This is a genomic window from Rhodothermales bacterium, assembly GCA_013002345.1.
GTDB lineage: Bacteria > Bacteroidota > Rhodothermia > Rhodothermales > JABDKH01 > JABDKH01.
Window position 1 is genome coordinate 1 of sequence record JABDKH010000146.1, and the last position, 15413, is coordinate 15413.

The 15413-nt window shown below is 59.0% G+C and carries 14 protein-coding genes; 6 read left to right on the forward strand and 8 right to left on the reverse strand.

Features of this window, described 5'->3' with window-relative positions:
• A partial coding sequence (locus HKN37_07405) for an NmrA family NAD(P)-binding protein (protein ID NNE46470.1) occupies window positions 1-392 on the forward strand: 392 nt, incomplete at its 5' end.
• 111 nt (window positions 393-503) lie between these two features.
• Here HKN37_07405 and HKN37_07410 read toward each other — a convergent pair.
• Window positions 504-770 (reverse strand): RNA-binding protein, encoded by a 267-nt coding sequence (locus HKN37_07410; protein NNE46471.1) that lies wholly within the window; start codon window positions 768-770, stop codon window positions 504-506.
• 629 nt (window positions 771-1399) lie between these two features.
• Entirely contained in the window at window positions 1400-1915 is a 516-nt protein-coding gene (locus HKN37_07415) for a hypothetical protein (protein NNE46472.1), read from the reverse strand.
• A 313-nt stretch (window positions 1916-2228) separates the two neighbouring features.
• Between HKN37_07415 and HKN37_07420 the strand changes: the two genes are divergently transcribed.
• A complete protein-coding gene (locus HKN37_07420; GenBank protein ID NNE46473.1) occupies window positions 2229-3275 on the forward strand; it encodes an LD-carboxypeptidase in 1047 nt (348 codons plus the stop codon).
• A 196-nt stretch (window positions 3276-3471) separates the two neighbouring features.
• Here HKN37_07420 and HKN37_07425 read toward each other — a convergent pair whose 3' ends face one another.
• Both HKN37_07425 and HKN37_07430 read right to left on the reverse strand, forming a co-directional pair.
• A complete protein-coding gene (locus HKN37_07425; protein ID NNE46474.1) occupies window positions 3472-3822 on the reverse strand; it encodes a cupin domain-containing protein in 351 nt (116 codons plus the stop codon).
• A gap of 150 nt (window positions 3823-3972) precedes the next feature.
• On the reverse strand, window positions 3973-4443 hold the full coding sequence (locus tag HKN37_07430) for a cytochrome c (GenBank protein NNE46475.1): 471 nt from the start codon (window positions 4441-4443) through the stop codon (window positions 3973-3975).
• A 261-nt stretch (window positions 4444-4704) separates the two neighbouring features.
• Here HKN37_07430 and HKN37_07435 point away from each other — a divergent pair, with 261 nt between their 5' ends.
• Entirely contained in the window at window positions 4705-6042 is a 1338-nt protein-coding gene (locus tag HKN37_07435) for a T9SS type A sorting domain-containing protein (protein NNE46476.1), read from the forward strand.
• 19 nt (window positions 6043-6061) lie between these two features.
• Here the strand turns inward: HKN37_07435 and HKN37_07440 are convergent, their stop codons facing one another.
• The 4 genes from HKN37_07440 to HKN37_07455 form a co-directional block, all read right to left on the reverse strand.
• On the reverse strand, window positions 6062-7294 hold the full coding sequence (locus tag HKN37_07440; GenBank protein ID NNE46477.1) for a M28 family peptidase: 1233 nt from the start codon (window positions 7292-7294) through the stop codon (window positions 6062-6064).
• Between the two features lie 245 nt (window positions 7295-7539).
• Window positions 7540-8220, reverse strand: coding sequence for a hypothetical protein (locus tag HKN37_07445; GenBank protein ID NNE46478.1), 681 nt, complete (start codon window positions 8218-8220; stop codon window positions 7540-7542).
• Between the two features lie 32 nt (window positions 8221-8252).
• Window positions 8253-8495 carry a hypothetical protein gene (locus tag HKN37_07450; GenBank protein NNE46479.1) on the reverse strand — a complete coding sequence of 81 codons (243 nt, stop codon included), beginning with the start codon at window positions 8493-8495 and terminating at the stop codon, window positions 8253-8255.
• A 319-nt stretch (window positions 8496-8814) separates the two neighbouring features.
• Window positions 8815-10092 (reverse strand): FAD-dependent monooxygenase, encoded by a 1278-nt coding sequence (locus tag HKN37_07455; GenBank protein NNE46480.1) that lies wholly within the window; start codon window positions 10090-10092, stop codon window positions 8815-8817.
• Window positions 10093-10130: 38 nt separating this feature from the next.
• Here HKN37_07455 and msrA point away from each other — a divergent pair, with 38 nt between their 5' ends.
• The 3 genes from msrA (at window position 10131) to HKN37_07470 (ending at window position 15318) form a co-directional block, all read left to right on the forward strand.
• Window positions 10131-10796 carry a peptide-methionine (S)-S-oxide reductase MsrA gene (gene msrA, locus HKN37_07460; GenBank protein ID NNE46481.1) on the forward strand — a complete coding sequence of 222 codons (666 nt, stop codon included), beginning with the start codon at window positions 10131-10133 and terminating at the stop codon, window positions 10794-10796.
• 116 nt (window positions 10797-10912) lie between these two features.
• Window positions 10913-13927, forward strand: coding sequence for a xanthan lyase (locus HKN37_07465; protein NNE46482.1), 3015 nt, complete (start codon window positions 10913-10915; stop codon window positions 13925-13927).
• Window positions 13928-14262: 335 nt separating this feature from the next.
• A complete protein-coding gene (locus HKN37_07470; protein NNE46483.1) occupies window positions 14263-15318 on the forward strand; it encodes a peptidoglycan-binding protein in 1056 nt (351 codons plus the stop codon).
• The last annotated feature ends 95 nt before the right edge of the window (window positions 15319-15413 follow it).

Genomic DNA, 15413 nt, shown 5'->3' on the forward strand with positions numbered 1-15413 from the left:
CGGTGACGTTTCCGATGGGTGACAAGAAGCTGGCGAGCATCGGCGTAGAGGATATCGGCAAATGCGCCTACGGCATCTTCAAGAAGGGACTGGAGTATGTCGGCAAGACGGTCGCCATTTCGGGCGAGCAACCGACAGGACAGCAGATAGCAGATGCCCTGAGCAGAGTTCTCGGGAAGGAGGTGGCGTACAACGATGTTCCGCCTGAGGTCTATAGAGGTTTTGGTTTTCCGGGTGCGGAGGATCTGGGAAACATGTTTCAGTTCAAGCGCGATTTCAACGACTATTTCTGCACGGTGCGCGACCCGGCTATTGCCAGGGAGCTGAACCCTGAACTACAGACGCTGGACGCCTGGCTGTCTCGTAACAAGCATCTCATCCCGCTCGACTGAGGCCGGCCGGAGGATCCGGTCGTGTCGTGCGGCAGGTAAGTAAGGAATTGTCGGAACGGAAAAAGGCCCGGCCATACGGCCGAACCTCTTCCGACAGAAGGTCTGTGGAGCCTAGTAGCGGCCCTGCGAACGCTGTTCACGAGGGCGCGCCTCGTTGACAGTCAGCGTACGCCCGCCGAGATCCTGGCCGTTCAGCCCCTGGATCGCGTTCTGAGCTTCGCCGTCGTTCGGCATCTCAACGAAACCGAATCCACGAGACCTGCCCGTGAACTTGTCCTGAATCACTGCGGCTGAACTCACCGACCCGTATTCGTCAAACGCTTCTTTGAGCTCGGATTCCGTCGTTGCGTGCGGCAGATTGCCAACGTAGATATTCATTTAGTCTGAACCTGATAAGCACGTACCGTGCCGGCCGTCAAATGAAAAAGCTTTCTTCCCCAACACTGTGGATGTCCACACGCCAGGGCAGAAAGCTTGAGTCGGCCGCCGATACGAATTAAGTGAAACGTGGGCACAAACCGGCCCTCACCGGATGAGTTCCCTACGCGGCTGATGAATCCCGACGGGACGCTCCTTCCGGACACCTTCGAGACTCCCGATGATGCGTTCTGGATCGGTGTTCATCACGTTCTTTGAACTGAGCGAGTTCGGCGGCCGGGGCGAACTAGAGACCATCCACGCAGCCAGCAGCTCAAGACGTTTCCGTGGCTCGGCGAGATGATCGCGTCGCAATAGACGCTCGTGGCCGGCCAGACAATCTTGAGTATCTGCCGCCGACCGACGAGGGGCGGGACGGTGTACCACTTCATCACGTTCCGTGATCTCGCGAGTACCTGGAGCCAGAGAGCACTCATGAACACAGCACCGGGCTTCCGGTGCGAGACAGACAGACGATGCCCGACCTGGTTGTTCAGGCCGGGCATCAATCGTCCGGGTCACATCGCTGACCGCAGGCCGACGGTAGTCTGCGGTAATGCGCCTGATTGTGTGCGGTGAACAGCAGCCGCCTATAGCGCCTTGCTGACTCCTACACCGAAGTTTACACCGTTCGAATCACCACCGATGACGGCATGCACCTTGCCGAAGAGTCCAACCGGACCGAGGTCGTAGCCGGCCGTGGCACCAGCGTTTAGACCGATGTCCGTACTGGACGTGGCGAAATCGAATCCAGGGGTTGAGTCACCGTAGTCTCCCGACCATCTGAGGATATTGAGGCCGGCGATCACTTCCACCGTCGGTCCCCCATTCTCACTCTGAAGCACGGGATAGCGGCCGTTTATGTCGATTGTAAAAAGATTGAAACTTGCGGCTCCCGCATCCTCTACGAAAAACCATGTGAACTCTCCGCCAGCCTGGATGACCCCGGCAACCGGTACGTATCCACCCACCATAATGCCGGGTTCCTCTACATGTGTTGAGTAGGCGCCACCGACGTGAATGGTCTGACCGAACGCAACGACGGGCCCCAGTGCCAGCAGTGGGATGGCAAGGGCGGAAATCTGTAGGATGGTTGAACGTCTCATCTCATGCTCCTTGTGTTGGATGATAAATGAGCCGCGAGGTCACGCAACAACAGCTAATGCTGATCACAACTCCGGGCGTGCGGACATCGCAGCAGGCGGGGGTCAACTGAATACAGTGGTATCGTAAGGCCGGAACCTACGGTTTGTCCGCCTTTTATGAAATATCTTCGAAACACATCTTCAGATGTTTCGCCAGGCTCATGGTTGATGCCGACTGCCCTGTGCTCCGCGCGTGGCGCGCAGCCGAAGCGTGAGGACCCGTTGAAGTCCGCAGTCTCGCGACTCTGTTTCTCCAGAGCTAATCCACACTGTTATGACGGATCGCAGGTCATTTTTAAAGAAAGGAGTTGGTGTCCTTGCACTGCCGGCGCTGCCGGCGATATCGCCACGATTCTGGGAGACCCGATCCATGCAGGTCGTCCGTCCCCCGCGTCTTCGCGAAGGCGATACCGTTGGGATCATCAGTCCGGCCGGCATCACGTGGGATCCGGATCGGCTGGCCATCTTCGAGGAAAGCCTGGCTGCGCTGGGTTTCCGGACCCGCACCGGCGCGCACGCTCTCGATCGCTGGGGCTACCTCGCCGGTCATGACCACGATCGCGCGGACGAGATCAATTCGATGTTCGCTGATCCGACGGTCGATGCCATCTTCGCACTTGCCGGGGGCTGGGGCGCGGCACGTTTGCTGCCGCTGTTGGATTACGATGTGGTCCGGGCCAACCCGAAGATTGTCCTCGGCTTCAGCGACGTGACGTCGTTACTCCTCGGACTCTACGCGAAGACAGGACTCGTGACGTTCCACGGCCCGACCGGAAACTCGACGTGGAACGGCTTTACGGTGGACCATGTGCGCCGTGTTCTCATGCAGGGCGAGGCCGTGACCTTTGTGAATCCGAAAGACCAGGGCGACCACCTCACGCAGGTCGATAACCGCATTCATACCATCCAGGAAGGCCGTGCGAGTGGTCGACTCGTGGGTGGCAATCTCACGGTCCTCACCGCCATCGTCGGATCGGACTACCTGCCTGACTGGCGCGGACATATTCTGTTTCTTGAGGACGTGGGAGAGGATGTCTATCGAGTAGATCGAATGCTGACACAGCTCAGCCTTGCGGGAGTGCTCGGGCAGATATCCGGTTTTGTCTTTGGTCGATGCAGTGATTGTGACTCGGAAGGGGGCTACGGATCTTTTACTCTCAAAGAGGTTCTTGCGCATCACATCGAGCCGCTCGGCATACCGGCCTTCCATGGCTCGATGATCGGTCACATCCGGGACAAGTTCACAGTTCCTCTCGGGGTGGAGGCGGAAATCGATGCGACGGCCGGTTCCATACGGCTGTTGCAGGCAGCGGTGACCTAATACCGACTTCGTCGAGCGTGAGTCCGACATAAGAACTACGGGCCTGCCGACATTTGTGGTCAAAGCCGTTACGATGACGGCCGCGCTTGAGACGGACGTTCACCTCGCGGCAAACAGCATCGGCGCAAAGGATGCGCCATCTGACGACAGGGAACGTCGGAGTGCGCGTTCGCGAGCCGGCATGCTCAGCGCAGATCTACGGCGCGAGCCGGATTTCGTCGGGAAGATTCGGCACCATGCACAGAAACTCAAAGCCCTCGTCCGATGCTTCGTACCAGTGAGGAATGCCGGCCGGAATGAACACCACGTCGCCCGCTTCGACGACGAATTCTTCATCCCCGATCCCTATCCGGGCCCGACCCTGAAGAATGTACTGCTCATGCTCGACGGTGTTGGTGTGACGGGGCATACCTCCACCAGGCTTCATCGAGAACTTGCGCATCGCAAAGTTCGGTCCTTCATCGTCGCCAATCAGTACCTGTCGCGTGGTCCCGGTTCCCGCCTTCACCTCTTCGGCGGGCACCTGCCTGGCGTGTTTTACGGCCATGGGATCTCTCCGTGTCGTGATCACTCGTCGCGAGAATACGTTGCGCTCATTGACACAAACAAGGAACCGCCGCACTGGGAGTGGACTGGATACCGGCGATTGGGTGTCGGGCCAAGCGCAAGTCGACTAAAACGTCCGAACCGCGGCGTGTTACTTCTGAATCGATCGGATGTACTCCACGAGCTCGTTGATGCGGGCTTGCACCACTGCAGTTTCGGCGGGCTTCGCATCGGGGGTGTACCAGATGTTGCCCCATACCGGCATCTCTCTCGTGCCGTGAGCGCGGACGTCCTTGTTTCCCCGAATGACGTCTATCAACACGTCGACCGGGAAGTCGCCGCTGTTGTCGCTACGGAAGAGCGTGATGTCCGTCGGAACGTCCTTAAGCGCTTCCGCGACGGGGCCGTCTCCGAAACCATCAGGACCGTGGCAACTTGCGCAATATCTGAGATAGTGATTCCGTCCGCGCTCAAGTGGAGTCATTTCGGCCATCGCCTCATCGGACATGACATCGGCGTCAACGTCGGATTCGCCCGGCCCACAACCGCTGAGCCCGGCCGAAAGGAAAATGACGGCCAGGGCTGATGCCACTCGCCTCACCCACAGGTAGTGTAAGAGCATTTCGGATACGCTCGTGTTTCGGTGCTACTTTCTCGAAAAAGGTCTTCCTCGCGACGACTCTCTTCCTTGTACTCTTCCAAGGAACGAAACGTCGCAGGTTTTGGGCAGGGGGCAATAGTTGTAAACCGCTGGCAGGTCATCCTGCTGGTCGGTGTAGGGTAACTTGAACGTGCCCTCTGGCAGGATCATCGGTTCGAGCCATTCGTTTTGCGAACCGTTCACCCGCGTTACGTCACTCGCTCCGTCACCTGACTGCCGCCTATGCCGTCGTTTCTCCGCTTCGCGCTTCTTCTTTTGCTGTTTGCCCCGGGATGGTCAGGAATGATCGCGGCCCAGACATTGAGTTGGCGAGAACTGCCGAACGCGCCGTATACGGGCCGCCATAATGATGCGTTCTTCGTCTCCGCCAGCAGCGGCTGGATTGTCAATGGCGCCGGAGAGATATACCGGACCCAGGACGGCGGCTCTTCGTGGGCGCTTCAGTTCAGCAAGAGCAGCGCCCACTTCCGCTCTGTAGGATTCCTGAATGCGTTGCGAGGGTTCGCTGGGAACGTGGGGGCCGGAGAATTTGGCGCCACGGATCGATCACCGCTCTACCAGACGTTTGACGGCGGCCAGAGTTGGACTCCAATTCCCGGATGGAACGGCCGGACGCCGACGGGACTCTGCGGAATGCAGGTCGTTAACGACTCTGTCGTTGTTGCAGTGGGTCGCGTGAGGGGTCCGGCTTCTTTTGCACGCACGACCGACGGCGGCGCCGTATGGCGTTCGAAGGACATGAGCGCCTATGCCGCCGGACTCATCGATGTGTATTTCTCTCATCCTGATACGGGATTCGTTGTCGGGTTGACGAACGTGGATCACGAGTTGTCCAGCGGAATCATTCTGTACACCGAGGATGGTGGCGATACATGGGAGACAAGATTCCGGTCTACCCGGACGGGAGAGTGGTGCTGGAAGATATCGTTCCCGTCTGCCCGAGTCGGATATGCCTCTCTCCAGCGCAACTCACGATCGCCGATCTACTTTCTGAAGACATCAGACGGCGGAAAGACGTGGGAAGAGAAGCTATTTTCCGAGTCGTACTACTTCGTCCAGGGTATCGGCTTCATCGACGAGAATCGTGGGTGGATCGGGGGAAATTCAACGATGCCGGTGTACGAGACCGTGGACGGCGGTGAGACGTGGTGGGCCGAGAGCATCAGGCCGCGTTTGAATCGGTTTCGGTTTCTGGGAGACAGCCTCGCGTATGCTGTGGGGCGGTCAGTGTATAAACTGGCCGACTGGTCCACGGTCGCAAACGATCCGCTTCCGATCCGCATGGACGCCACGGTCAATCAGAACTTCCCTAACCCGTTTGACACCTCCACCAGCATTCGCTTCACAGTGGGAAGTCCGTCGCGTGTGACGCTCGACGTCTATGACTTACTCGGTCGTCGTGTCACCCGACTCGTAGAGGGCTTTCGGGCGCCGGGTGACTATTCGATTGAATGGAACGGCCAAGGCGATTCAGGGTCGCGGATGTCGAACGGAACGTATCTCTACGTGCTGAGAACCGGGGTCGACAGTCACGTACGATCCATGCACTTAATGCGGTAGCTCACAGTGGAGCCGCCCGTCAATTGGACCTGACCACCGGCAACAGCGCGGTACTGTCTCCGGTCTTCAGTCTTAGAATGTAAATACCCGGGGGCAGGTGGCCGGCTTCCCACTCCGTCGTGTGGGTACCCGAATTCCGCCATTCGTCTACAAGCACCGCGACGGTTCTTCCGAGCAAATCGAAGGCGACAACAGTGGCGGGTCCGTCCACGTTTACGCCGTAGCGGATCGTCACGTCTGTCCCGAACGGAGACGGGTAGACTTCCATCCCCGGGGGTGTTCGCTCTGTCGGGCGCGGGCTCAGATCTGTCGATATTTCGGTAATCCCGGCCAGGTCGGCTGTTGCTGCTATTCCGAGTTTTGCCGCTTCCTCATAGTACCCAGGGTTGAAGTGAAGCAGGGAATCGGTGGGTTGATGATAGTAGGGATTGAAGTCGGCGCCGTAATACTCTTCGATGAGCAGCACGGCCTGATAGCCGCTTCTCCAGAAACTGGCATGATCACTTGCACCGGTTCCGGGATTCTGCGGAACGGGCGTCACGTTGATCGAATAGGCCTGTGCGTAACCGACAACGGCGTCGGCCAGGGACGCGGAGAGGGCGTCGGTGTGGACCTCCACCACACGATCTCCGTCACCATCCCACCCGACCATGTCCAGGTTGATAACGGCATCTATCTGCTTTCCGACGCCGGCGGCATCGCGGGCATAATGGGCCGATCCGAACAGTCCGATTTCCTCGGCGTCCCACAGCGCAAACGTCACGGTCTTGCCGGTAGTGTATGGGCCCAGCACGCGGGCGGCCTCAAGAACCGCTGCCGTTCCACTGGCATTGTCGTCGGCTCCCGGTGTCCCCGCGACTGCATCGTAATGGGCGCAGATCAATACATGTCGATCAGCCTCGGTTGTGCCAGGGCGGGTCGCTAGTACGTTTGTGCCCTGGTCGAAACTCTGGAGTGTCGTCGGGTAGCCGTGGCGCTCGAGCGTGTACTTCACGAATTGGAGTGCGCTCTCATTGTCATTGTACCAGCGGGTTGTAATCCAGAACGTGCTGTCGGGAGTAACGGCCGGCTCCTGGCCCGTCAGGATTCGTACGTTCTTCTGCAACGAATCCAGGCTCACAGTGGTGAGGAGCTGTGCCACCTCGCTCGATTGTGCAAACACCGATGGGGCGAAGAAAAAAGTGAGTGCCAACGTCCTGGCGTACTTGAGCAGGATCGCGTGTCGAGGCTCGGGGATACGTGTCGTGTGCATGCAGTGACTCAGTAGCTTGTATTAGCCCGACATGGTATCGATAACCACAAACGTAGATCCTGTCTGCGAGGCTCCGGATGAGAGTGGTGTAGGGTTTGTCAACTGCACGACAGGCGTGAGACGGTATGCTTCAGAATACGCGTGAGAAAGTAAATAGTCTCATTGAGCAGCGCGATGCCGACGAGCCACCGCATCCTTCGATACGCCCCCTGCGACCCGTCGGCTGTACGCTGCTCACGGCCGGCTTACAGGCCCGCCAACTCCTGCAGCTGCGTTGCAGCCGCAATGATCTCTTCTCTCTTTCGCTCCAGCATTTCGTCGGCCAGCGGTGCCATCCGGATATCCTGTCCGCGGGCATCACAGGTCGAGCATACCTTTTCAGCCCACGCCAGGCCCCGCTCCATGGAGATTCGTGCGGCGCGCTGCAGTTCATCCGTGCTCCACGTCCCGCACAACTGCTGGAGTGCGATCAGTATCAACTTTGCCTCCGGGCTCCCATTCCGAAGCAGCACACGCGCGTGATGGTCGATGGCTTCGATCCGCTCCTGATCGGCTGTTCCGGTCGCTTCTCGCAGAAGACGCGTCGCGGCGAACTGCTCGAGATAGTGTGCGAGACTGAAGTTGCGGTGGTTCGTCAGATACTCGCGCAGCCGAAGATCGCGCTCCGTGAATGATGACGGGCCGGAGAGGATCGCCAGTACTTCAGCCCGTAATTCGGCATACTGTATCTGTTGCTCCTCAGGGCTTCGCTGATCCGCAGGGTCCGGGCGTGCGTCGGGTACGCCGAAAGCGGTCACGGCAATAGAAGGGGCGTCGTCTGCGGCGAAGTCACCGGTTTGTGTTGAAAGCGAAACGGAGTCGGAGCACGCCACTGAGCCCATCAGGCATGTCATGGCGATAAGTCCGACCGGGATGATTCGTGTCATAGCTGGTACCCGGGTATTCTGTTGGTGGAGTCTCAAGCGAAGTAGCGGCAGTTTCCGTGGGATCCTATTCGGCCACCCAATCCGCCCTGTTCATAAATCAGTTCGCCTCCACACCACAACACGTGGAAGTCGTATGCACCGTCTCGGTAATCGTAGATGTGAAGTGAGCAGCCACCGGGGTAGTAGGCGGAGCAGATACGAAGTATGTCCTCGGCTGTCGCAGTCGGAACGACGACAGCGAGCAATAGCAGAGAGATGACAATTCGGATTCTCATAGTTGCAGTCAGGGATCGTTAGTGGATGCCATTGTGGAGTCCGCGCGGCCGGCCCGAGATCGGAGGCCGGGTGACGACGGTGCGAAGGTATGCGGCTGGATGCGTCGCCCCTAAATGAGACTTTGCGGGTACACCTGTCGGGCGCCGCTGACCACGCGCACTCGTCCTGCGGTGCCGGAGAGGCGATTGGATGGACTACCGGACCGCGTGCCGGAAGGCGTGATCGGTTAGCAAACCCGCGGGTGCAGTCGGACGTCGTCGAGCGTCTCGGCCTGCGACCGAGATCCGCTCAGATGTTGCCAACGCGCGGACTGTCCAGCTACGTGCTGATACTGCTCTCGGGAGAAATCACGGAGAGGCCGACTCGAGCGAGCACTCGCTCGAGATCCGGACCAGAGGCCGGAACTGCCGAGATCAGTCGCCTTGCATGTTTTCGCACCCATGGCGCCGCGTCGGCGACCGGTGACACGCTTCCTTCGAGTCCCAGGAGGAGTCGCCACTCTTCCAGACAATCGCTTCCAAAATCAGCAAGGGAACTCAGATCACCATCATCTTTCAAGATGTCGGCCATGTCGTTGCCGAGGCGTCGGCCTTCGGAGAATCCCACGTTCATGCTCTGGACCGCAACCGGGAGTGCCATGTGCGCTGCATCGCCGGTAAGCCAGACTCGACCTGAGCCGAAGCGCGTCGCGAGTCGCTGCTCGAAGCGCACCACTGTGCGCCAGTCCACGCGATCGATGCTTCCAGTGAACCAGGGCGCACGTACCGAAAGCAGGTGGGCGAGATTTTCGTGCGACGTTTCAGGAAGCTCTTCCTTCTGGATCAGAAATCTGTCCTTCGCCCGACTGGCGGGCGGAACAGTGAAATCCGTCAGCTCAAAACTCCATCTGCAGAAGCCTCCGGGCAGCGGCCATAGTACACTCGTCGTTCGCTCGCCGAGTACGACACGCATTTCTCCGCCGAGGTCGAAGTCGGTTTTGAACTCAAACACGGCGAAGTACCGCGTACGTCCTGCATTCTCAAACTCGATTCCGAGGGAGCGCCGCATCATCGAGGTATGTCCGTCGGCGCCGACCACGAAGGGCATTTCGTATTTGTTGGACGACGCAACGATCCATTCCGTGTGGGCCACCGCATAGCCCAGAGACTCCATGGTCATCCGGTCGATCGTGACGTCGACATGTTCGTTGCCGGGTTCGACATGCGAGACACGATGATTCCACTTGACAGGGACGCCACTGGTCTCGAGAGCTGTTTCGAGAATCTCTTCGAGTTTGCTCTGGGGCAGGACCGCGACGTAGTTGTTCGCTCCGTCGAGATCAGAGTAGTCTATCTCAGCGCGTCGCTCGTTCCCTTCGTACAGTCCAACTTTGCGAACGATGTACGATTGCGCGATGATGTCATCGGCAATCTTCAGTTCGTCCATGAGTCGAAGTGACGAAGGGTGCAGTGCCAGAGCGTAGCTGTGGGCTGCCGTTCGCCATCCTTCGTCGACAACGCGGATCTTGATGCCTCGCCGGGCAAGGGTGAGCGCGGTGAACAGGCCAACCGGGCCGGCGCCCACTACCAGAACCTGCGGCTTGTCTCTTCCAAACATGGTTGGATCTCCCGTCGTGACAGTGGAACCCGGACACTCTGAATCATACAATCCGGCAACTCAAAAACATAGAGATAGCGCCTCATCCCGACGTGGGGGGAAAGACTACGCGTGTGCCGGATGCCGGCTCTTCGCCTTGCTCAGCACGAGGCCAGAACAGGACATCAGCGGGATCGTATACGGAGCCCGATAATTTCATTGCGGTGCTTTTTGTGGACAAGACTGAACGAGCCATCTTTGCGTCCGGCTGCTTCTGGGGTGTGGAGCACTACTTCATGCGCGCCAAAGGAGTCCGGTCCACGCGTGTGGGCTACATCGGTGGTCATACGTCCGAGCCTACCTACCAGGAAGTGTGTTCGGGAACGACCGGTCATGCGGAGGCAATCGAGGTGATCTTCGATCCGGAGCAGACCACGTACGAGGATATGACCCGTCTTTTCTTCGAGACGCACGACCCTACGCAGCGGAACCGTCAGGGGCCGGACGTGGGAGAACAGTATCGGTCTGCGGTGTTCTACCTGGATGAGAATCAGAAGTCCACGGCTGAGATGCTTATCGGGCTGCTTCGAGCAAAGGGCATGGACGTGGTCACGGAGCTCGAACCGGCAAACACATTCTGGCCGGCAGAGCAATATCATCAACAGTACTACGAGAAGACCGGGAAGTCGCCCTATTGCCACTTCTACACAAAACGCTTTGATTGATCTGCGCCCGGCTGCCGGGGCCTGAGCGGGCGCCAATGCTCTACGCTTTACAAGCAGGCTGTCTCGTCCTAAGTTGAGCCTCACACAGGGCGCAGATGTTCGATGGTCTCTCTTTCATGTTGACAACGATTGTGCAGATCGGCCGATCACCCTTTCCGCGTTTTTCGGTCGTAGTTGCCGGCGTATTTATATCTGCATGCTCCGGATCGCGCGTGCCCGCACCGGTCAGTCAGGACGAAGGTGTGAGTTTCGCGGCACATTCCTGGCTGGATGCCGCCGTGGATCTTGAGTCGCCGTTTCGGCTGCCACTCGGAACCGGGATCGACACCATTCGATTCCTCGACGCCCGTGTGGAGATCGAGTTCAGTCGAGAACTTGCCCGGTACCCGTTTCGACCCGAGTCGGCCTCGCAGCTTGAGTCCGAAGTTCGGCGGAGGGTATCGCCATACCTGATGGGTCGCGACCTCGAACTCTACAGCATGGGCGTTCCGATCCGTCAGCTCGTTCCCAACGTGTTTCGCCCGCCCGGCGCGGCTGTGGATAGTGCGCGCCTCGCTCGAACCGAAGCAAGGCCGGCGCCCCTCGTTACGCCGCTCGACCGCGCGGTTTCGCCGACCCGTGGACTCGCCGATCGCTACGTGGCGATGTGGCACAGTCACGGCTGGTACTATGACCATACAGCCGACCGCTGGATGTGGCAGAGGCCTCGGGTGTTTCAGACGGTAGAAGATCTCCTGCCGCTGTCATTCACGCTGCCGTATGTGGGGCCCATGCTCGAGAAGGCGGGGGCTCATGTCTTCTTCGCGCGCGAACGCGATCCGCAGCGCAACATGGTTGTGGTCGACAACGACGATCCGGGTGCGGGTGGTCGGATCGTGTTTTCTGACTCGTCGGCGTGGTTGGCCGGTACGGGCCCCGGATTCAGCATCGGCGAGATCCCCTATGCCGGAGGTCTGAACCCGTTCTCTACCGGCAGTTTCCTGCAAATCGCTGGTGATGCGGACGAGTCGGCCTGGCTCCAGTGGATCCCTGACATTCCCGAAACGGGTGACTATGCCGTCTATGTGTCGTACGCCAGCCTTGACGATAGTATTGATGACGCCGATTATGCCGTCTACCATGCAGGAGGGCGGACGCGCTTCCGTGTGAACCAGCGCATCGGTGGTAGTACGTGGATTTATCTCGGCACATTTCGTTTCGACGCTGGCTCGAATGCATCTGGCGGAAGTGTACGTCTTTCCAATCGCAGTGAAACCCCGGACGGACTTGTCTCGGCGGACGCCGTCCGCTTTGGAGGCGGAATGGGGCTCATTGCTCGCGGCGGTCGACCCGGCAAACGGCCTCGTTTCATGGAGGGCGCACGTTACCATCTTCAGTATTCCGGCATGCCGGACTCGCTCGTGTTTGATCTCAACGGCGGCGAAGACGACTACCGTGATGATTATCAGTCGCGCGGTGAGTGGGTCAACTACCTGAGAGGTTCGCCGTTCGGACCCAACCGTGACCGACGTGCGGCCGGACTGGGGATTCCCGTCGACGTGTCCCTGGCTTTTCACACCGACGCCGGCATCACCGGGCCGGACTCAACCATCGGGACCCTGTCCATCTACAGTGTATACGGCGCCGACTCGACGCGCGCCTTTCCCGACGGCGTTTCCCGTTTCGCCAACCGTGACCTGGCGGATATCGTACAGACGGAAATCGTGCATGACCTGCGCGTGCTCTACGATTCGACCTGGCGGCGGCGCAGTCTCTACGACGGGCAATACAGTGAGTCTTTCCGTCCGAATGTACCATCGATGCTGCTCGAGTTGCTGTCGCACCAGAATTTCTGGGACATGCGCTATGCGCTTGATCCACGGTTTCGGTTTGATGCCAGTCGCGCGATCTACAAGGGAATCCTGAAGTTTCTCGCTCAGCACCACGGGTTCAGCTACGTGGTTCAACCGCTGCCGGTCACACACTTTCAGGCGCGGTCGGACGGCCCGTCATCTGTCGTACTGAGCTGGAGGCCAACCGTCGATCCAATGGAGCCAACGGCAACGCCGGACCGGTTCGTGGTGTATACACGCGTAGATTCGGCGGGCTTTGACAACGGTCGCCTGGTCAGCGAGACGTCGGTCCGGATAGAGGGGCTGGAGGCGGAGAGCGTCTATTCATTCAGGGTCACGGCGGCGAACAGCGGCGGCGAGGGCTTCGAGTCAGAGACTCTGTCGGTTTACACGGGCTCGGCGGGAAGCCGGAAGGTTCTGATCATCAACGGCTTCGATCGTGTGGCCGCCCCGGCTTCGCTGACTGCTGGATCTCTGACAGGGTTCGCCGACTTCTGGGACCAGGGCGTTCCGGACCGGCGCGACCTGGGATATACCGGAAGCCAGTTCAGTTTCGACAGTCGACTGCCGTGGATTGATGACGACGCTCCAGGACACGGCGCGTCGCATGGAGACTTTGACACCCGCGTTCTTGCCGGCAACACGTTTGATTATCCGTATCTGCACGGCGATGCCATCCGGGCCGCCGGGTTCTCGTTTGATTCTGCGAGTGACGAGTCGGTCGAAGCCGGGCTCGTGGATCTGTCCTCGTATGATGTGGTCGACCTGATACTCGGCGAGGAGAAGACGACGTATTGGCCCCGGTCAGGTCGAGAACCTGAGTTTGAGGCTCTACCCTCGGCCATGCGTGCGCGTCTGTCAGACTACGCGCATGGAGGAGGGGCTCTATTTGTCTCGGGAGCCTTCATAGGAACCGATCTATTCAGTGCGAAACACGATTCCGCGGGACACAGGGTATTTGCCGACAGCGTGTTGCACATCAAATGGATTACCGATCACGCCGCACGACTCGGGGGTGTTCATTTGAGCAACGCGACGTTCGCGGAGCGGGTGTTTCGATTCCGGTTCAATACTGAGCTCGGGGAGGCCGTATATGCGGTTGAATCGCCGGACGGGCTTGGACCTGTCGGAGAGGGGGCCAGTGTCCTGATGCGCTACGATGAGAATAATCTGGGTGCAGGCGTCGGGTATCATGGCCAACACAGGGCGGTGACGCTTGGTTTTCCGTTCGAAACGGTCAATTACAGGGCCGATCGGCGGCATCTCATGCGGCTTGTGCTCGACTTTCTCAGTCGGTAACCGCTCGCCGGGCGACGCCGACACTCAACACGCTGCGAGTGGACACATTTGGGCGGTCGTTGTACAGAATTCTGCACGCCCCGTTATGTGCCGATGCACCCTCCTGAGCGCAGGAGCGCCATTTTGGGCGCGAAATGTGTTCAATGTGTGAAGAAGTGTCGCGTGGAATAGCGTTTGATCAGGGAGCGCTCGGCTGCAGAGTCGCAGCCCAATCGATACGTTCACCCCGTCGATGACGATGGCAGTCGGTCCGCATGCCGCGACACTCTGCCGCTTGGTTGGTGACCGATTGTTGCTCTACATAACATGCTAGGAGGTACCGTAGCAAAATGAAAATGCTTCGGAACATTATGACCATGGCCGTGCTGACACTTTTCGCCAGCAGCACGGTTGTCGCCCAGGAGACCATGAGTCTTCCTGAGAACGCGAAAGCCGGCGAATGCTATGCGCGTGTGACCACGCCCGCCAAGTTCAAGACCGAAACTGAGCGCATGCTCAACAAGGAAGCGAGCCACCGGATAGAGGTTACCCCCGCGACTTTCAAGACCGCCACGGAGAGAGTGCTTGTGAAGGAAGGTGGCGAGAAGATCATCCTTGTCGATGAGAACGGAAATCCACTGAAGGGCAATGTCAAGCCTGTCGTTCGCACCCTTTCAGACGGTAGCGTCGAGGTTACCTCGACCGCCTACGAGACGGTTACTGAGCGTGTACTGGTTAGTGAGGCCTACGATACGATCGAGGAGGTCGCACCGGCCACCTACGAGACTGTCACGGAGCGGATTCTTGTTGCTCCAGCCCGGACGGAATGGCAACCGAGCAAGGGACGTATCTACGGCAACGCTGTCGAAGACGGTAGTGGCGAACTCGTCACGAGATCCGATGCTACGACCGGCGAGCTGATGTGTCTGGTCGAGATCCCGGCTGAATACAAGACGGTGTCCAAGCGAGTGCTTAAAGCACCCGCCAAAACACGTACCGTCACTGTACCGGCCGAGTACAAGACCGTCACGAAGCGGATCCCGAAGAAGGTCTTCACCAAGAAGATCCAGACGGAGCCTGTCTACGAGACGGTGACTCGTCGTGTCGTGGATCGCGCCGCGTCCGAGCGTCAGATCGAGATTCCGGCTGAGTACCAGACTGTTACTCGCCAGGTCAAGATTGCCGACGGCGCAACGAAGTGGATGCCGGTTCTCTGTGACGTCAACGTGACTCGCGAGAACGTGATGGCCATCCAGCGCGCGCTTCAGCAGCGCGGCTTCAATCCGGGTACCGTCGACGGCCAGTTAGGTCGCGGCACCATGGATGCAGTGCTGGCATTCCAGCGCAAGGAAGGCCTCGCAACCGGAGAGCTCACGCTCCAGACGGTCAAGAAGCTTGGCATCAACCTGTAGTTCAGACTGAACTACGCACTGATGGCCTTGTGAGAGAAGCGGGTCCTGCTGAACGGCAGGATCCGCTTTATCTTTTCAGGGCGATGTCATCCGCT